Origin of the sequence: Olivibacter domesticus (genome assembly GCF_900109575.1) — a bacterium.
Taxonomy (GTDB): domain Bacteria; phylum Bacteroidota; class Bacteroidia; order Sphingobacteriales; family Sphingobacteriaceae; genus Olivibacter; species Olivibacter domesticus.
Map to the genome: position 1 here is coordinate 139,767 of NZ_FOAF01000008.1, position 19,322 is coordinate 159,088.

15 protein-coding genes are annotated in these 19,322 nt (G+C 38.5%); 7 read left to right on the forward strand and 8 right to left on the reverse strand.

Translation table 11 applies throughout. The annotated features are described in order from the left end of the window. Window positions 1–59: 59 nt before the first annotated feature. Window positions 60–1,244: a DUF418 domain-containing protein gene (locus BMY50_RS21995; RefSeq protein WP_093329176.1), complete on the reverse strand. Its 1,185-nt coding sequence runs from the start codon at window positions 1,242–1,244 to the stop codon at window positions 60–62. A 340-nt stretch (window positions 1,245–1,584) separates the two neighbouring features. On the opposite strand from BMY50_RS21995, the gene BMY50_RS22000 reads away from it, so the two are divergent. From BMY50_RS22000 to BMY50_RS22010, 3 genes are all read left to right on the forward strand, one after another. Next, entirely contained in the window at window positions 1,585–1,911 is a 327-nt protein-coding gene (locus BMY50_RS22000; protein ID WP_093329178.1) for an import component protein, read from the forward strand. A 3-nt stretch (window positions 1,912–1,914) separates the two neighbouring features. Next, on the forward strand, window positions 1,915–2,517 hold the full coding sequence (locus BMY50_RS22005; RefSeq protein WP_093329180.1) for a hypothetical protein: 603 nt from the start codon (window positions 1,915–1,917) through the stop codon (window positions 2,515–2,517). Window positions 2,518–2,747: 230 nt separating this feature from the next. Next, a complete protein-coding gene (locus BMY50_RS22010; protein ID WP_093329182.1) occupies window positions 2,748–3,533 on the forward strand; it encodes a Cof-type HAD-IIB family hydrolase in 786 nt (261 codons plus the stop codon). A gap of 102 nt (window positions 3,534–3,635) precedes the next feature. Here BMY50_RS22010 and BMY50_RS22015 read toward each other — a convergent pair whose 3' ends face one another. From BMY50_RS22015 to BMY50_RS22040, 6 genes are all read right to left on the reverse strand, one after another. Beyond that, a complete protein-coding gene (locus BMY50_RS22015) occupies window positions 3,636–4,730 on the reverse strand; it encodes an acyltransferase family protein (RefSeq protein WP_093329184.1) in 1,095 nt (364 codons plus the stop codon). A gap of 117 nt (window positions 4,731–4,847) precedes the next feature. Next, window positions 4,848–5,714, reverse strand: a complete 867-nt coding sequence (locus BMY50_RS28625) for a PKD domain-containing protein (protein WP_162276650.1) — start codon at window positions 5,712–5,714, stop codon at window positions 4,848–4,850. 4 nt (window positions 5,715–5,718) lie between these two features. Continuing rightward, on the reverse strand, window positions 5,719–7,233 hold the full coding sequence (locus BMY50_RS22025; protein ID WP_093329380.1) for a RagB/SusD family nutrient uptake outer membrane protein: 1,515 nt from the start codon (window positions 7,231–7,233) through the stop codon (window positions 5,719–5,721). Between the two features lie 11 nt (window positions 7,234–7,244). Continuing rightward, on the reverse strand, window positions 7,245–10,616 hold the full coding sequence (locus BMY50_RS22030; RefSeq protein WP_238383853.1) for a SusC/RagA family TonB-linked outer membrane protein: 3,372 nt from the start codon (window positions 10,614–10,616) through the stop codon (window positions 7,245–7,247). 152 nt (window positions 10,617–10,768) lie between these two features. Further along, window positions 10,769–11,920: a FecR family protein gene (locus BMY50_RS22035; RefSeq protein ID WP_093329190.1), complete on the reverse strand. Its 1,152-nt coding sequence runs from the start codon at window positions 11,918–11,920 to the stop codon at window positions 10,769–10,771. An 80-nt stretch (window positions 11,921–12,000) separates the two neighbouring features. Next, window positions 12,001–12,576: an RNA polymerase sigma factor gene (locus tag BMY50_RS22040; protein WP_093329193.1), complete on the reverse strand. Its 576-nt coding sequence runs from the start codon at window positions 12,574–12,576 to the stop codon at window positions 12,001–12,003. Between the two features lie 322 nt (window positions 12,577–12,898). Between BMY50_RS22040 and BMY50_RS22045 the strand changes: the two genes are divergently transcribed. Both BMY50_RS22045 and BMY50_RS22050 read left to right on the forward strand, forming a co-directional pair. Further along, window positions 12,899–13,510: a 2,3-bisphosphoglycerate-dependent phosphoglycerate mutase gene (locus BMY50_RS22045; RefSeq protein WP_093329195.1), complete on the forward strand. Its 612-nt coding sequence runs from the start codon at window positions 12,899–12,901 to the stop codon at window positions 13,508–13,510. 201 nt (window positions 13,511–13,711) lie between these two features. After that, complete coding sequence (locus BMY50_RS22050) at window positions 13,712–14,425, forward strand: hypothetical protein (protein ID WP_093329198.1); 714 nt, start codon at window positions 13,712–13,714, stop codon at window positions 14,423–14,425. Between the two features lie 90 nt (window positions 14,426–14,515). On the opposite strand, the gene BMY50_RS22055 is transcribed toward BMY50_RS22050, so the two are convergent. Continuing rightward, complete coding sequence (locus tag BMY50_RS22055) at window positions 14,516–15,001, reverse strand: DUF4168 domain-containing protein (protein WP_093329200.1); 486 nt, start codon at window positions 14,999–15,001, stop codon at window positions 14,516–14,518. A gap of 753 nt (window positions 15,002–15,754) precedes the next feature. On the opposite strand from BMY50_RS22055, the gene BMY50_RS22060 reads away from it, so the two are divergent. Next, entirely contained in the window at window positions 15,755–17,500 is a 1,746-nt protein-coding gene (locus tag BMY50_RS22060) for an ABC transporter ATP-binding protein (protein ID WP_093329203.1), read from the forward strand. Beyond that, window positions 17,490–19,250, forward strand: coding sequence for an ABC transporter ATP-binding protein (locus tag BMY50_RS22065; protein WP_093329206.1), 1,761 nt, complete (start codon window positions 17,490–17,492; stop codon window positions 19,248–19,250). The genes BMY50_RS22060 and BMY50_RS22065 overlap by 11 nt, the downstream gene beginning before the upstream one ends. Window positions 19,251–19,322: the final 72 nt, after the last annotated feature.

A 19,322-nucleotide genomic window follows, 5' to 3' on the forward strand; every position in this document is an offset into this window, starting at 1 on the left:
TACAGGGCTGCTTTATCTGTATTAGCAATTAATGAACAGACCGGGAAATGACTAGCAATTCAACCTTTATAAATCCAGGTAAGTTTATGCCAAAGATTTTCAAGCGGCCCCTGTTTATGTGATTTTAACCACCATTTACAAAACTGTACCTGTAAAAGAAAGAAGGCAAAACCAATAAGGAGGCTGAGTGTATAACCACAATAGGGAGCCAAATAAAGTCCAAAAGGAAAATAAATAAAAGCGCCCCCTACAGATTGTGTTATATAGTTTGTTAAACTCATTTTGCCATAAAATCGTAGGTTAGACGTAAAGTTTTTAAATGATTCTTTCTGATATAGTATAAAAAAGGAAGCCACCAGCACAAATGTAAAAGCAAATTTCTGCCACATATCCAAAACGACTCCAACGGTTTTGCTTATTAGGGGCGTCTCATTACCCAAAAGTAAAACCTTTAATTCGTAAAGAGGTGCAAACGCAATGGCCGAAATGATCAGTGTTTTTACCCAAAACCTGAGATTTGCTTCTGTTGAAATGAAGAGTTGTTTTCGTCCTATTAGGTAACCAATTAGAAAAAGTCCTGCTGTTTGCAAAAACCTACCTGCTCCGACAGCCCATAATAAGCTGGCTTTTTGGCCAAGGGTAATATTTCCTAAAATGAACTTTATGAAATTTCCTTCTTTCGTATATGCTCCCACTTCTTTATACATCGTGCCTACCCCTAAGTCAGGTAATTGATAAGTAGTATCGAAAATACTAGCTATGAAATGAAACCATTCGATAGGTTGCAGTAACAAGATGATTGCAGTGGTTAATATGGTGTTGCTACTCCATTTTCGTACAATAAAAAGTAATATACCTACAATTGAAAATAATAATAACACATCTCCGGCAGGAAAAAATGCAGCATTTAATGTTGCGAATCCAACTAATAACACTAAGCGCCAGAGAAAACGATAGCCAAAGTCTTTCCCTTTCGCTTGCTGATTGGTATACTGTATGTGAAAAGTAAAACCAAATAAAAGGGCAAATATTGCATAGGATTTGCCTGCTAGAAGGGAAAATGTGACGTTAAATACACCGTCATCCAAAACATTTAACCAATGAGGTTGGAATCCACGATCTGGATAAACAGGAAAAATAAAATGTTCAAGATTGTGAAGTAAAAGGATTGCCATAACGGCAAAGCCACGCAAAGCATCTACAAGCTCTATACGAGGAGATTTTGAAAAAGAAGTATCTAGCATATATTGGTTATAATGGGAAATATTGAACGTAAAATTACAATATTATAAAAAATTATGGTTTTATGTAGTAATCCTCACTTTCTTTTGCTACCCACTTTACCAATAAAAGCTATTTGTTTGGCAATTCCGAAAACTTAATGGTGTAAGTCCCATTGAATATCGAAGAAACGCCAATTTGTGATAAGTTTCATGCTATGATTAAATAAATATTTTAGCTGGTAGACGTTTTGTAGTTCCTGATACGGGTTTAACGTAGACATCTTGTGGCGCTCATTAATTGGAGTATTTCAATAGCATACTTAATTTTGATCTCATCATTAAGTCAATTAAATCAATAATCATGAACAACAAAACAATGGCAATTGTTGCCTATCTTACGATCATCGGCTGGATTGTAGCCTATCTATCTTATAAGAAATCAACTCAGAAAAGTAGTCTTGTGAAATATCATTTAGGGCAGGCATTAGGCGTTTTCCTTGTGTCGCTAGTGCTCAGTATACTGAGTGCAGTGATTTTAGCTATTATACCCTCTCTGGGGATAATATCCTATATTATTTCGTTGATCTCACTCGTATTGATCTTGTTAGGTATCGTTACCGCTTCCAACGAGGTAGAACGTCCAATACCACTGGTAGGAAGTATGTTCGAAGGTAAATTTAATTTTTAGAAAATGATTATTTTTGGTTCGCGTACGAATGCAGTTGGGCAGGGAACACCTACATACCGTTGCAATTATTGTGGTACAGAAGATAGCGTCTTTATTCAATATTTTCTTCGTTATTTTCATGTCTTTTGGATTCCCATGTTTCCCTATCGTACTTACGGAACGAGCTGCTGTGCACATTGTCGGCAGGTGCTTTCCCGTCGTGAGATGTCCACTGAGTTGAAAAGTGTGGTATCAAGTGAAAAGCCAAGGCCTTCAATTAAGTATTTTAGCGGATTGCTTCTATTGGTTGTGGGAATCATTTTTATTGCCATAGCTATACAAACGGAGATTAAACAAACAGAAACTTTTCTGGCTAAACCTCAACTAGGTGATGTTTATGGTATTAAACAAGAGAATGGGGCTTATACTTTATATCTATTAACCAAGCAACAGCACGATTCCTTAGGGTTTCGATTGAATGACTATGAAGTTTCAACTTCTTCCCAACTAAGTAAATTACGCAATCATCATTCAACTGACTATGGTAAAGATCTTTATTATTATTCTAAAGAAGAATTGGAACAATGGTTAAATGAAAAGATTATCGTTAATATTAAGCGAGAATAACGAAGAGCGCGGACAATATACATTCCTGTAGTGCACATAATTATGACAAAATAAACTACTAAACGTTTGCTAATAGCGAGAAAAATTCAGTAAATACGCCGCTCTATTAAATAAAATCATATAAAAACCAAAAGAATCGAATAACAGCAATTAAGAAATGGGACTATGTGATGATCAATCGATTGTAAAAATGCCGAAGTATGTGTACTTTTGACACATGAGCATAGTACATGGAAAGAATTAAAGCTGTTTTTTTTGATATTGATGGAACATTATTGGGATTAAAGAGCAAACAAATCCCTGCATCTACCTTGGAGGCCTTGCAATTATTGAAGAATAAAGGTATACAGATCATTGTTTCTACGGGGCGCTCTTATGCGCATGCAAAATTTCTAAAAGCATATGGTTTTGATAGCTTCATTACTTTTAATGGAAGCTATTGTATAGCAGAAGATGATGAAGTAATTTTTAAGCATGTAATCGATGATAGGGATATACGCCTGTTACATGATCATTTAGAAACCACTGATAATTTTCCGGTGGGAGTGATGACCACAGAGGGCTCTTTTATTAGTCATATTACCGAGGATGTGTCTTCTATCTTTGATTTACTTAAATTGCAGGTACCGTTAGCTATGCCTTTTGTTGAGGCATTAACCAAAGAAGTACTGCAACTTAACCTTTTTATCGACGAAGAGAAAGAGCAGTTTATTGTAAATAATGTATTCAAGCAATGCGAATCTAGCCGTTGGTGCCCAGTGTTTACAGATGTAAATGCAAAAGGAATCAGTAAGCAGATTGGAATGCAACACTTTCTTTCGCGTTATGGTATTGAGATGACCGAAACGATGGCCTTTGGTGACGGTGGAAATGATATACAAATGCTTCAAGCCGCAGGTATTGGTATTGCCATGGGCAATGCCGGTAATAATGTAAAACAAGTAGCTAATTATGTTACCACTACTACGGAGGAAGATGGTATATGGCACGCACTAAAACTGTATGAGGTTATATGACAATTGGATCTTCCTTTAAATTAAAATTGTGCGTACTTAAGCCCCTTCATATACTGCATTGAAGGGGCTTATATTTTTATGTAATGAAACTTGGCAACTCATTTATAGTTTAAAAAATATACCCTTTTTATAAAGCCAATAGCATAAACACCATTCGATGAATAGCGTGACTAGTGCGTTCAGTATTGCTGCCAATGTTAGCGGTATGCCTAGTGCGGCTGCTGGGCTTCCAATAAATATGTAGACACATTCATTGAGCCATTGCATCCCCACAGTTTCAAAGAACAAGTATATAAAAATGGCGTTCATTCCCATAACAGTAAAGATCCAGCCATATCGGTTATATTGCTTAATATCGGTTAACCAATAAATACCTAACAGAAGCAGTAATATCCACCCCCCCGAAGCCAAGACAAAAGAACTGGTACTGATACGCTTAATAATGGGGGTGATGCCGAAACCATCCAGTAAAAATCCTAAAAGTAAAGCAATTGAACCGGCAATAAAGAGCGTAAATAGCTTTTCCTTTAAGGGTTTTGAACTCATCAATAACTTTCCTGCCAATACACCCCAGATTGTATGGGCCGCTGTAGGGATGGCGTTGATAGCTACCCAACCATCGCCATTTATTTTTCCCATCAGCAACATATCCATGTAATTTCCAAAATTATGACCATCCACAAAAGCTTGGTCAAAACCTGGTATGGCGCTGTATCGATAGAGTAATTCTGTTATCAACAACAGCGCAAAACTGATGAGCAGTTGCTTGGTAGCACTTAAATTGATAATAAGATAAGCGAGCATAATTGTTACCGCTAGTTGCGAAAGCACATTCCATAGTTCCCACACCAATTCTCCTGCATATATGCAATGTAGCGTAACACCGCATAGTAGCAATTTAAGGCAACGTCCGGAAATTTTCCTTAGATTACTTCTCCAACTGATTCCTCTTTGCAAGTTTTTCGCATAAGAAAGATAGAGGGCCGAACCCGCCATAAGCATAAAAGCAGGTTGCACAAGGTCCCAAAAGCGCAGTCCATGCCAAGGATGGTGGAAGAACTGTTGTACCAATAAATTCCCCGGAACTGCTTTTTCGAGCGATACGTAAAGGTGACAGCTTTCGGCGGCAAGTAGCAGCATAATCAGCCCGCGCATAATATCTAATGATTGTACTCTTGTTGAAGGAATGGTTTTCATCTGTAAATAATTTTATCCATCGGTCAGATGGAGCTTACCATATTTAAAATTTACATTCCCCTGTGTGATGAAAATGAAATTTTAAACATGGACGGTTCATAATATTAAGCTTATAATTTAGTCTTCCATATTCAGGTAAAATGCGGGGTCACCTTCTGCGGGGGCAAATCCAATGGAGGCCGACCAATCATTTTTTACCACATTAATCCCTAAGCGCATGCCTTTGCCTGTCAGGTTTTTTAATTTTGTTCTATCAATTCGCATTTCAAAACGTACCCCTTTGGCATTTTCCGCTACAGTACCTAGGCTATAAGCCTCCGAAATGGATTGTGTGTCAAAGGAAAAATCACTTTGTTCGCCGGTATGGTAAAAAATGTCCATGTTGCCAGATAGTATAGGCCCTTCCAATAAAATGTCGTAGGCCCCCTCGGTAAAAGTGCCGGTGAGAAGGCCTGTGGCGATATTATCATCGCTATCTATATAGAAGTCAAAAATGTCTTCATTGGCAACTTTGGTGGCCAGCGATCCATAAAGATAAATATAGTTGCCGTCATAATCCAATTTTATCTCCTCGATAATGCCACCAGCATTACCAGGTTGGATAATATTAGCCGTAATGGTGTCCCAATCGGCTAAGCTGTTATCGTCCATCTTTATCGGAGAAGATTTAGAAATTCGGATGACGGTTGATCCTTCCACTATTTCTCCATTGCCGGCAGTGACGTAGAGAGTCGCTACATACTTGCCCTTTCCGGGGTAGATGTGTGTAGGATTTTCTTCTATGGAGGTTTCTCCATCACCGAATTCCCAGCGATAGGAGGAGCCACCTACCGTGCTATTGTTAAATTTAACCTGATTACCACTTACCTCCAATTCATATAGCACATCAATGGCGGGCAATTTAAAATCATCTTTGCAGGCTTGGAAAAGCATAATGATTAGCCCAATCGAACAGCCTACTTGTATTGTATATCTCGTTTTCATCGGTTTAAGGGTTTTGTATGACATCTGGGTTACTCAACACTTCATCAACAGGCAGGTAATAGATCGTACGCGTGCTGTTCCAAGGTATATCTCGATTGGCATAGTTACTAGGTATTGCTGCCGGGTTGATATCGGTTTCTTTCAGTCCGCGTAAGTGATATCCCCAATAGGGCCGTATTACATCCCTTTTGTTCCGAATAAGATCATAATTACGATGACCTTCAAAAGCCAGCTCCAACCTTCTTTCGTTCAGTACGGCATCTAAGATGCTTGTACCTGATGGAAGTCTTCCATTATACAGTGCCCCTTCAAGTCCGCGGTTCTGCCGTATCTCATCGAGCGCATTTAATGCGGCTTCATTTTGTCCTAATTTAGCTTGCGCCTCAGCTTTGTTAAGATATACCTCTGCCAAGCGGAGTAAAATGGGAGAGCTTAAATTAGGATCACCATCTTGAAAAGAAAATTTCCGGATATAATAAATTTCAATACCATTGAGCTTCCGTAAGTTACCACTCTCATCCTTGGACGCTTCAATATACGACCAACGGACATCCTCAGGGTGTTGCTGCATAAGAGCGCGGAGAGAAGCTGATGCAAATTCTTCTCCCCAACCTGAATTCCCATCCGAATAAATCATCGAAGCGATGGAACCAAATTTTCCATAATTATCCAAATTACTGAACGCCACACAGAAAATTGTCTCCTTGCCATTTTTGGCATTGGCAAACAGATTAGGATAGCTCTCTGTTGTTTCGAGCTGAAAACGACCAGAGTTAATAACTTTATCTGCATTCTCTGTGCACTTTTCAGGCTGGTCATGATAGAGGTATATACGGGAGAGTAAGGCCCAGGCAGCTTCCTTAGAAGCATATTCTACACCCCTTGGCGTATTCATAAGACTAGCGCCATGTTCAGCATCTGTTATAATGGCATCATAAACTTCGGCTACCGTTGATCGGGCCTTGCGTGTATCTTCGGTAAGTTCGGTACGTAAGATAATACCCGGCGCTTGGGGGTCTATACTGTAAGGTTTTGCAAAAAAGCGCACCAGATTGAGATTAGTTAATGCGCGTAAGAAATAACATTCGCCCAACAGCTGCTGGGTGGGTGCATCTAAATCGGCCGATTGTTCAACAGCATTAATAATGGTGTTAACATTATTGATGATTTTATATGAAATATACCAATAATAACGTGTGTTTTCCTGTGTAGGAGTATGATCTTGAGTGAAACTATAAAACAGCGGATCTTCGGTAACTTGTCCACAAACGATGTCGTCGCTGGCAAAATCGGCCAACTGGTAATACTGCCTCAGATACATGTTATTGTCGTTTTGTGTCCCATTGAAAGTAACATGGTCTTTAAACAGTGCATAAGCTCCGTTTAATGCATTTTTCAAGCCATCTGGAGTGTTTATCAATGAACCGGTGGTGATCGCGTCACTAGGTTCCACTGTCATATCGCAAGCACTAATGCTTGCTGTGAACAGAAAGAGTAATAGATATATTTTAATGTTCATGGTCATCTGGATTAAAATCTACAATTGATGTTGAACAGGAACTGCCTGTTGTTTGGATATTTAAAGTCTGATACACCTGGTGTAGCGAAGCTCGAAGGGCTAATAGTGGTTTGAGGGTCTTGCCCTAAAAAATCTGTAAAGGTGTACACGTTATCTGCTGTTAATGATAGATTTATGGCGGCTATTTTCATGCGTTTTACCCATGCATTTGGCAAATTGTACGATAGGGCTACATTCCGAATGGCAAAATAATTACCGTTTAATAGAAATCTACTGGACGTTTCATTGGAGTTTGCTGAATTTTGCGGACTGGGGTTTGTAGCGCTATCACCTGGGGCCGTCCAGACAGTACTGCCCTTAGGTAAATTAATTTGGTTGTAATAGGGTTCATGTCCATCGTTCATGACGAAGCGCAGGTTATTGCTATATACCTTATTCCCTAAAGAAAAAGCAGTATTTACGCGCAAAGCCAGATTACCATATTGGAAAGTATTATTAAAACCACCTTGCCAACTCGGTAATGCGGAGCCCATTTCTTGCAAGGTCGCTTCCGCATAGCTACTGGTTGGTTCGGCCGCCACCACTGCTCCTGATTCGTCTGTAAGTAGCTTTTCCCATTGTGGGGCCCCAGTTTCGCTGTTAACACCCAACCATTTAGGCATGTAAAACTCATAAAGATTACCACCGTTCCGGTAGATCTGAGAGATACCCCAATTACCGGTTTTGATAATATTTCCAGGGAGTTTTTGCAGATGGTTTTGATTGAAATTCACACTCGCATCGGTCGTCCATGAAAATTGAGTTCCTTTGATATTAGTGGAAGAAAGGCCAATTTCGAACCCTTTATTGACCACCTGTCCAGCATTTTCCCAACGTACTTCAAAACCAGCAGATAGCGGTTGAGATACTTCTAAAAGCAAATCTTTGGTTATATTATGATAGGCATCTAAGGTTAGATTAAAGCGTTTAAAGAGCCCGATGTCCACACCTGCGTTTAACTGATGTTTGCTCTCCCAGGTCAATCCGGGGTTGGCTAATTGGTAAGGCACTGCTGCGGTTGCTAGATTGTATTGTGAAGTAAGTGAATAGAGGCCCAGAAAACGTGATGCACCAATGTCCTGAGTGCCGGTAACACCGTAGCTGAGTCGTAATTTCAATAAATCAAGATTGTCGGCATCTTTTAAGAAATCTTCCCTATTGAGATGCCAAGCTGCGGAGATGGCTGGAAAGGATGCGTACTGGTTGCCTGATGGAAAGGCTGATGATCCATCGATACGATAGGAAGCACTCAGGAAATATTTATTGCTATAATCGTAATTTATCTGCGTAAGAAGCGATTGTATAACAGAGCGGTCAAAATTACCATTTAGAAATTGATTATTAGAAACAACGCTTAATACGCGTAAACCTTCTGGTAAACCTCTTCCACCACCGCCAGAAAGCTCAGTCCTGCTACCCTCAACGGCCACACCCGCTAGACCGCTTAGGTGATGTTCCTTCATGCTAAAATCAAAATGAAATAGGTTATTACTTATACCGCCATAGTTTAATGTGTTTAATTCATCTAGATAACCTGAATTATGATAAGTGCCGGCCACGGCTGGGGAGTAATAGTTCGTGGCTTTATTATAGGAAGCAGAAGCCCGATTACTGCTTACAAATTTTAACCAAGGTGTAATCTGATAGTTGAATACAAAATCATAGTTGACGTCAAGACCCTTGTATGGGTGATCTGAATTTGCTAAAGTGTGTACTGGATTGATTTTATCCCTCGACCACCACCTAAAGGGAGAACTTCCATCTACATATAAAGGACGTCCATCTGCATCATAAGGATTATCCCAAGGCATGTTTAAGAAAGCATAATACATGTCCATATAATCATAACTATTACCTAAAGAACCGCTTAAGTTGAGGTTGTTAGTGACACTTACCTTTTTCGAAAAGGTATAGGTAGAATTCCCCCGTATATTTATGCGTTGGAAACCAGTGTTTCGAAAAGTCCCTTCTTCATTGTAGTAAGACAAGGCGGTATAGTAGTTGTTCTTTTCCGTTTGCCCACGTGCAGCCACGTAAAAATTAAATAGGGGGGCGGGAGCAAAGGATTCGCCTACCCAATCATAATCTTGATTACGCAATGTTAATGGACGTTCATTCGTAAACTTTAATAGGTCTACTTTATAAGAATTGTCTACAGCTCCCGGGATATAGTCGCGATAAAAACCTTTCTGGTACTCATAGAGTTCGGCAGCATTCATCATGTCCATTTTACCGAAGTCTGCTGTACGGAAGCCTCCGCTGGCACGGGCCTCAAGGTGAATGCCTTGGTCAGTTCCTTTTTTTGTGGTAATGATCAATACCCCTGCATTGGCCTGTGAGCCATAGAGTGCAGTAGCTGCTGCATCTTTTAGAACGGTAATGTTTTCTACATCATTTGGATCATAATTGCCACCAATAATGCCGTCTACCACTATCAGTGGCTGCTGAGATGCATTTACAGAAGAGACGCCACGAAGCCTGATTTCGGGGGCTGCTCCCGGTGCCCCAGAACTGTTTACCACCTGTAAGCCTGCTACTTTTCCCTGCAGCATCGTGCCGATATTGTTTGCGGTTACATCTAACAGCTTCTCCGTACTGATCACGCTTACCGCGCTGGTTAGATCCGAACGTTTGGCACTGCTATATCCTATGTTAATAACTACTTCACCGAGAAGCGCTGAATCTTCTAATAATATGATAGGTAGTTGAGAACCTTTTCCTACCAGTACCTCTTTCTGACGATAACCTACGCTGCTGAAAACAAGTGTAGTGCCTTCTGTTAAGTGGTCAAAAGTAAATTTCCCTTCAGCATTAGTGGAAACACCTCCTGACGTGCCTTTTATTCTAACTGTTACGCCTGCTAACGGTCTGCCTAAACTATCGGTTACGGTGCCTACGAAAGGTTGTTGGTAAATCGATGCCTTTATATCTGTCGTTGTTTGAGGGCCTTTCGATGTTAACACAACAGTTTTTTGTATGATGCTATAGGTCAAAGGCTGATTCGCAAAGAGTGTCTGTAAAACCTCTTCCAGCGGTTTATCTTGCACGGCGAGTGTAACGGGTTTCACACCCTTTAGCAGGCGGTTGTTATATAAAAAATTATAGCCCGTTTGTTCCCTTATTAGATTGAACACCACCGGTAATTGTTCGCTTTTTGCGGATAGGGTAACTGTTTGTGAAAAACTGGAAGCACTTAGTTGCATAAATACCAGCAAAGCAAAAAATCCGGTAAGTTTCATACGTATTATAATTTCTCTATTTAGGTAGTTGCCCTTACATTTAAGGAGGGCCATGCGTGTATGCCTTGAGGCATAACGGGTTTGGTAAAGTAAGGCCAATTGCATACTTTTACGTGTTAGGTTAAAAATTCATGTTCATTTCTTGCCTTAGAAATAATGATGGATAGACCTTTACAGGCCGTTCCAGGGCGCAATCCTGAACGGCTTTTTTGGTCATGCTATTCTTTAGCTCGTATCGTAGTTGTTTATCATTGAGATCATTTTAAAATAGTAACTTCTACTCTGTTTCCTGTTACTTTAAAGGTTAGTCCACCACCTCTTTCTAACATAGCTAGTACATCTTTTAGGGGGATGTCTCTAGAAATATAGCCCGTAAATGTCTCCTTGTGTGATGATCCCTTATAACTTATAACGAGATCATACCAACGGGCAAGCTGACGCATTACTTCTTGGATATCTGTATCCTTAAAGACAAAATTCCCTTCTTTCCAAGCGATCTCATCAGTGGTGTTTACCGTGATAACATCCATCTTTTTGTTTTTGAGTAATAATTGTTGGCCTGGTGACAAAGAGATTTTATTCTTTTGGTCACTAATACTTGTTTGTACGCGACCAGTTACAAGGGTTGTTTTAATGAGCTCTTCCTCATCATAAGCATTGATGTTGAATTGAGTGCCAATTACTTCTACTAAAAATTGTGATCCATCTTGTCTTTCTGTTATTACTTTAAAAGGCATAGAAGGGTACTTCGCAACGTCAAAATAAGCCTCACCCGTAAGTTCTACACGGCGTTCGTCACCCGAAAAATGTATAGGGTACCGTAAATTGGAAGCGGCGTTAAGCCATACTTGTGTCCCATCGGGAAGCTTGACCGCGAATTGGGCACCTTTTGGTGTACTGATAATGTTGTAGTTTGGCGAATTGATTAATGTTTTGTTGCTCGTATCCATAGAGGAATCATTTTCATAAATGAGTTGTCCGTTTGCTGTTTTGCTTATTTTAACGCCGCCTTGTGTGGTTAATAACCCTTCTTCTTCGTCGGTTAAGGCTATTTTTTTTCCATTAGCTAGGGTGAGATAGGCCTTGTTGGTTGTTATAGCTGTTTGCTTGATGGTATGCTTAGCCACACTGGGAGATGTCTTTTTATTCGTAATCAACCAATAACTTCCTGATACTACCAAAAAAATCGCTGCAGCGCTGTACCACCATTTAATCTTTTTAGATTTGTGCATGGAAATATGCGCATTTAGATGACGTTGTATTGTAGCTATATCTTTTTCTCTTTCTTTCACTCCCAACTGTTCTTTTTTCGCCATGTCTTCTTCAAGATACCAGGTTTCCAAAAGTGCCAGTTCATCGGCCGTACATTTACCTTCCCTGTATTTCTTTAAAAGTTCGGACGCATTCATTTTTTTGCAGAGTTTTCTGTTGCATTTAATATAAAGACAGTTAAGTATTGGGGAGGGCCCAGAAAAAAAATATTTTTTTATTATTTGAGGTAATAAATCAAAAAAATCAGCAAGCCAAACTTAGATCGAAGGATTTTCAAGGCATTGTTGACCTGGTTTTTAACTGTTTTCTCGGAAATATTTAATTTTTCAGAAATTTCTTTGTGGCTAAGATGGTCTTTTCTGCTCAATATAAAGATTTCTTTCATTTTTTTTGGTAAAGACTGGATCTCGCTTTCAATAAGAAGGGTAAGCTGCTTGTCTCTAGTTTGGTAATCAGTTGGAACGGGCTTGCTATCTAAGAAAAGTTGTAATGATGCTTCGTGTGCCGCTTGCACTTTTTTATGCGCGATGATATTTAGTATTTTATTACGCAGTGTTCGGTACAAGTAACCGGAAAGATTACTTTCCAACTGTATGAGATGTCTTTTGTCCCAAAGATTTACAAATAATTCCTGAACCACGTCTTTTGCCTCTTCACGGTCTTGAAGTTTAAAAAATGCGTGGCTATGGAGTAGATTACTATACCGCTTGTAGATTTCGGTATAAGCATGTTGAGTGCCATCTATAACCATTTTAAATAAGGCCTCGTCTGAATATTTACTGTAATTGTGCATGTGCCTTTAGGGAAACCGGTTGAGTTACAAAAGGCAAATTAGCATTTTTTTTAAAATTTAGGATAATTGCAACATGAGATACTATCGTTATAATGACGACTTCTTCATAATTATAGTGGTATAGTCTCTAAAGGAGCATAAAAACGAAGATATTTTTATTAAAACGTAGATTACGGGAATTATTAATAACGGCGCCAATGGTCTCTTCCGTGGAAAGGCTAGCCGTGTCATCGGTAGTGTGGAAGTTTTTTTGTTATTATTAACCCGAATGAACTAACTTTATAAAAATGTAAACTTTCGCTTTTTAACAAATGGAAAGGTAATGGCATATTTAATCATCGTAAGACATGGGCAATCCCAATGGAATCTTGAAAATCGATTTACTGGTTGGAAAGACGTAGATATTACTGAAAAGGGTAAAGAAGAAGCTCAATTAGCAGGTAAATTATTAAAGGCGGAGGTTTTTGAGGAAGCTTTTACATCCACGCTCAAGCGAGCGCAACATACACTTTCAATAATTTTGGACGAAAGTGACCGGAAAGATATCTCTATTATCATTAGTAGTGCACTAAATGAACGCTCCTATGGGCAACTCGAAGGGCTTAACAAATCGCAAACTGCTTTGAAATATGGCGAACAGCAGGTACATCTCTGGAGAAGGTCATATGATGTTGCGCCACCAGGAGGAGAAAGTCTTAAAGAAACCGCTGATAGGGTTATTGTTTATTTTAAAGAGGAGATTGCACCGCTCTTGCAAAAAGGAAAGAATATCTTGGTTGTCGCACATGGAAATAGCTTGCGTGCGCTAAAAATGTATTTAGAAAAGCTTAGTCCGGAGCAGATTAGCGAGATAGAAATACCTACAGGTATACCGCTTAAATACGAGCTAGATGCTAATTTAGGAGTTATTTCTGTAGATTATATTACCAGTTAATACCCATTTGACTTGGCAATACAGGCAAAGTTGGCAATCGTTTTTGCTCGATAGCATAGATCAACGATTGTTAATAGGTTTTTAGCCTGGTAATTTGTTGATGGAACATTATTCATTTCAAAATCCCCAGAAACCGTTATTTTATTTGCGCTATAACAAGTATATTTTTGACAGTTAGAGGCCCGATGTTATTAAACGGATATGAATAAGATTAATGAGTGTTTAGCTTACTTTATAACAGGTGTTGTATTTTTGTTTCCGTGTTTTAAAACGCAAGCGCAAGATTCGTTAAACGTCTATCACATTAAATACCGCTATCTATTTACTGCAGATGATCCAGCTGTCAAACCAACCGAAGCGCAGAAGGAGCGAATGAATGATGGCTATTTAAATGTGTATTTCACTGCCTTAAATGATAAACCAAAATATAAAATTTTCCATGGAGATTCCCTCTCTGAGCTCGGATGCTGGGAAACAATGACAAAATTTGTAATTTTCGGAGGAAGAGCTACTAAAATTGTGGGTGCGATGGTTTCACCTGATGAAGTGGTAATGGAAGAGGAAAGTTTATACCTGTGGCCTGCTGATTTTGATTACGAGTATAAGGAGCATTCACAAACAATATTAGGCAAATCCTGTCAGGTCGCGGTAGCACGTCCAAAAAAGGGTGGAGATGACCAGGAATTTTGGTTCTCTTTAAATGCAGATATACCTACAATCCCATGGTATTATTTTGGATTTTTACAAAGCGATTGGTATGGTGGCTTGCTGCAAGCAATGCGTCACAATAATACACAAAAGAGTAGTTTTGGAATTCGGGCGATTGCTTTTGGACAGCTGCGGGTTCCTCATAACTTTTTTGAACTTCCGACTGATATGCCAGTAGAAGAATTGCATCCTCCTATGCTTCGTTAGTTAGGTATGAAAGGATGGATGAACAACCTATGATACAAAAAAAGCAGTATATATGCAAAGATATATACTGCTTCTAAAATAAGATAATAGCTATTTTTTTGGTAACAAGGCTTCTAGCTGTTGTTTAACTTTAGGGCTTTTCTGATAGGCCAATATAATCTGTTGGTAAGTCTCTACATCAATGCCTTCCTGTTTGATGCTTTGTTGCATTTGTGTGTCTGCCTCTTTACCAATTCCGGTAATTTTCTGTGCTGCTGCGTTGAACGTTTCCATTTCTTTAGGTTCTGCTTGCACTTTTTTATCTGGATTTTGTTGTGAGGCTGCAAGCTGATTAAAACGCTCCACTGTAAGTCCTTCTTCCTGAATCACTTTAACCATCTTTTCTTCACTGACTTTCTGAAGTTCTACGACCTTTTGATTCGCTTTAATAAAGGACTGTAATTCTTCCTTTTTAAAGTCTTCTTTAAGTGGTACCTGTTGCCCCGTATTTTCTTGTGCCAGGGCTTTGCTTCCAATAGAAACAGCAAATAACAGTGCAATCATTACAGTTATATTGTTTTTTAGAATACGCATCATCTTTTTTATTTTAATGGTTTTTAAAATACTTCTATAAATAAAACGGATATATGCAGATTTATTGTGTTTTGTTTAAAGGAAAACAATACGTTTTTGAAAAATATGACTGACCAAATAATATTCGGGAGGTCAAGGGCGATGGATTTTTAATCCTTAAAATAGTTATAAATCAAAATATTATGAGCTCTATATTATGTGTTTATTAGCTTGTGCTAAGCAAATAAACAGAATCACGCGCAGGGGTATGCTTATTACCTCCTATCATAACCGTTGTTAAATATGTTATTGGAAACACAATATATCCACATTCAATCTATAGGTACTTCAGATTATTTATGCTAAACTATGAAACACCATCCACACAAGCTATCTTATATTTGTTATATATATACTTAATGTTTATATAGTTGTTGTAAATATTAGATAAACAGTATTTTATTTTTTAATTTAAATTAACTGGTATGGTTTGGTTGGTTGCTTTTTTTGAGATAAATAGACTGGGGTGATGATCATTGCAGGGGAATTTTTTAATATCAAAATAATTTTAATTTTTAAGGATATACTTTTTTCTATGTGTATCTTTTGCGAATGATTTGACTCAAGCTTCTTACAAGCTATTGTCAAGTTTTGAATATTTTTAGCTAAGAATAAATATTCATTTATTTTGTGAGGTAAATCTGTAGCTTAATAAATTAATTTTCGTTTTTAGGTAGCAACCCGAACAATTAAGTTGTTTTATTGATTGAAGTCGTAATGGAGAAAACAAATAAAAATCCGAACAATAAGAAAAAATCTGCGGGTATTTTCAGTCTGCTCAAACCATATAAGGGCATGCTTATTTTACTATTGCTGTTTGCACTTTTCAGCAACGGATTAAATTTATGGATTCCGCGGATCATCGGCGATGGCATCGATGCTTATCGGGATCAACATTTTGATGCTCGTCGGGTTATTTTGCAGTTTAGTACGGTTGTATTGGTGATTTTTATATTCACTTATTTGCAAAGCATTTTACAAACGTATGCTTCAGAAAGGGTAGCGCGAGATTTACGAACGAGACTCTCTGATAAGATATCTAAACAAAGTTTTGCCTTTATTAAAGAATCTAATCCGTCAAAACTACTCACTAATCTTACAGCGGATGTAGATTCGATTAAATTATTCGTCTCGCAGGCTATTGTCTCCATCGCCTCTTCTTTGTTTATCATCATTGGAGCAAGTATCTTGTTAATCGCTATTAATTGGCGCTTGGCTTTAGCAGTGATTGCCATCATTCCAATCATAGGCGGGACGTTCTTTATTGTATTACGCAAAGTTAGGGTCCTTTTTATCCAGAGTAGAGCGGTAATCGATTGGCTTAATAAAGTTATTAATGAAAGTATTTTAGGAGCAGCTATTATCAGGGTAATCAATTCACAGCAATTGGAATACGATAAATTCTTAGAGGCCAATATAAAAGCGAAAGATTATGGGTTGGCGATTCTGCGCCTTTTTGCAGGACTTATTCCGGTAATAGTATTTACGGCAAATATGGCGGGACTGGCGATATTGATGCTTGGTGGGCATTTTGTAATTTCGGGAAGTATGAGCCTCGGAGATTTTGCAGCTTTTAACAGTTATTTAGCGCTGTTAATTTTTCCGATTTTGGTCATCGGTTTTATGAGTAATGTAATTGCGCAGGCAACAGCTTCATATGAACGTATTAATGGCGTGATTGAGGCTCCGGAGTTGGAAAAGACTGGTTCAATTAAAGTTGAACTCAATGGTGAAATAAAACTTGACTCAGTGTCTGTTAATTATGGACAAAAGCCTGTATTAAAAGATGTATCATTTTCTGTGCAGCCTGGTTCCAAAACTGCTGTTCTAGGGCCCACTGCTGCGGGGAAAACGCAACTACTTTATTTGTTAACAGGTTTAATAAAACCCGATTTGGGCGCAATAACTTTTAATGGATATTTAATCAATGAATATAATGCGGAGTTCTTTCATAGTCAGATAGGTTTTGTTTTTCAAGATAGTATTATCTTTAATATGAGTATTAGGGAGAATATTGCATTCAGCGATCAGGCAACGGACGAGTCGCTACAAAAAGCTATTGCCACTGCCGAGCTCAGTACATTTATAGATGAATTACCTGATAAGTTAAATACAATTGTTTCGGAGCGTGGTTCGAGTCTATCGGGTGGGCAGAAACAGCGCATCATGCTAGCAAGAGCATTAGCATTAAATCCAAAGGTATTGCTATTAGATGATTTCACCGCACGGGTAGATAATCTAACGGAAAGAAAAATATTAAGAAATATCCAGGAAAATTACCCGGAATTAACCTTGATTTCGGTTACGCAAAAGATCGCGTCTGTTGAAGGGTACGAGCAGATTATCTTATTGATGGAGGGCGAGATTGTCGCCATTGGAAAGCACGAAGCCTTAATGCGAACAAGCCCAGAATATGTTCAACTCTTCCATTCACAACAAAGCACGAGTAATTATGAATTATAATCTTAATGAATTACCCCAGGAAGAGCAAAAAAAATCGACCTACTCCGCTATTAAGAGGTTGCTGCAGTTGATTTCACATGAGAGAAAAAAGCTGGCAATGGCAGTTTTTGCCATCCTGATTAATTCTTCTCTTAATTTGTTGGGCCCGTTTTTAATAGGCCATACTATAGATCGATATGTCGTGACGAAACAATATCATGGTGTATTGGTTTTTTCGGGCATATTACTGGCGATGTATTTGACAGTACTTCTTACAAGTTACCTGCAAACGAAATTAATGGGTGGCATCGGTCAGCGTTTGCTGTTTACCTTGCGCAATGCTATATTCAATAAATTACAACAGTTGCCCATCGCTTTCTTTAACCAAAATAAAGCCGGTGATCTCATTTCCCGTGTCAATAATGATACCGACAAATTAAATCAGTTCATTTCGCAGGCTTTGACACAATTTATAAGTAGTATAGTGATCATGACAGGGGCAGGGATCTTTTTACTATCGATTAACGTTAAACTTGGTTTAGCAACCCTGATGCCAGCACTATTGATACTCATTTTTACAAAAATTGTATCTCCCTGGGTTAAGAAGAAAAATGCGATTAATCTCAAAAGCGTTGGGGGCATGAGCGCCGAAATACAGGAAAGCCTCAATAATTTTAAAGTAATTATCGCCTTTAACAGACGCGATTATTTTAGAAAACGTTTTGACCAAGCAAACCGACTAAACTATCGTACAGCCATTGGAGCTGGTTTGGCCAATAATGTGTTTATACCAATATATGGATTGTTTTCGAGCGTTGCACAATTGATTGTATTAACATTTGGTATTTATTTAATTGCTGCCGGCGAATTTACTATTGGATTGCTGGTAAGCTACTTGTCTTATGCAGTGAATTTTTATAATCCTTTAAGGCAGTTAGCGGCACTCTGGTCAAGTTTCCAAGTAGCGATGGCGGGTTGGGACAGAATATCACACATATTATCAATGGAAACTGATTTGCTTATAGTGAAGAAAGTGACTGTTGATGCAACAGACGCTGTGTTATCGTTTAGGAATGTACATTTTTCTTATCCTAATGGTAAAGAGGTATTACATGATATAAATTTTAAATTATCTGCCGGCAAAACCTATGCGCTTGTTGGGCCAACAGGAGGAGGTAAGACTACGACGGCATCCCTAATGGCACGTTTATACGACCCAACACATGGATTGATATTACTTAACGGGCGAGACATAAGATCTTACGAAGCGGAAGAGCGCTCTCAAAAAATTGGTTTTATTTTGCAAGAACCCTTCCTGTTTACCGGAACGATAAGGGAAAATATTCTCTATGGAAATAAGAGGTATAAAAATTACAGTACCGATGAGCTGGATGAGCTGATAAAAACAAAAGGTGTAGATGATTTACTTGCGATTTTTGAAAATGGCTTGGATACCAACCTGCAGTCAAGTGAAGATGAGGTTAGTTTAGGACAAAAACAAGTGATCGCCTTTATTCGTGCAGTTTTAAGAGACCCGGATGTGCTTATTTTGGATGAAGCAACTGCCAATATTGATACCGTTACCGAACAGTTACTTGATAAGATATTGAAAAAACTGCCTAAAAATACTGCATTGGTCATTATAGCTCATCGTTTAAATACGATTGAGAATGCAGATGAAATATTTTTTGTAAATTTAGGGGAAGTGATCAGGGCAGGATCCTTTGACGATGCTGTTAGTCTGTTAATGCAAGGTAAAAGAGTAAGTTGATGGATGTCGCTAAGCGATATAACACCTGAGGGTCTTAGCTTTTTAATCACTCATTTCAACTGACTGATTTTT